Source organism: Bacillus sp. 05T31 (genome assembly GCF_056396725.1).
On sequence record NZ_JBFTMA010001248.1, the window covers coordinates 1 to 604 of the forward strand.

1 pseudogene is annotated in these 604 nt (G+C 35.2%); it reads left to right on the forward strand.

Features of this window, described 5'->3' with window-relative positions:
* Positions 1-487 (forward strand): annotated as a pseudogene (locus AC1DJR_RS32730) (IS6 family transposase); the annotation flags it as partial.
* Between the last annotated feature and the right edge of the window lie 117 nt (positions 488-604).

Sequence of the window (604 nt, forward strand, 5' to 3'; positions counted from 1 at the left end):
TTGTTGGAGAGTCGATGAAACATATATCAAAGTAAAAGRTCAATGGATGTACCTRTATCGTKCTGTTGATTCAAAARGAAAYACRATYGATTTTTRTYTARGCAAAACAAGAGATCAKAAGGCTGCAAAGCGCTTTTTCAAGAAAGCTTTGCGGTCTTTTCATGTTTCAAAACCTCGTGTTATAACAGTCGATAAGAATCCGGTTTATCCTATAGCAATTGAACAGCTGAAAAAAGAAAAAAGCATACCTGATGGTATGCAAATTAGACAACAAAAGTACTTGAATAACATAGTAGAACAAGATCATCGCTTTATAAAGAAGTGAACCCGCTCTATGCTAAGGTTCAAATGTTTTTACACAGCTACATCCACTCTTTCTGGAGTAGAAGCTATACATATGATTAAAAAAGAACAGATTGATTTATGGGACCAGTCTGTCCAAAACCAGAAAAAATTCATTCATCAATTGTTTGGACTTGCAGCATAAGGTACGATTTACTAAGTGGTCAGTTTCTACATGTTCATGTAGGATCGGGAAAACACAATGATAAAACTTATGGATCCACTTGCCTAACGTCTCTTCAACCACACGATGTATGTATAC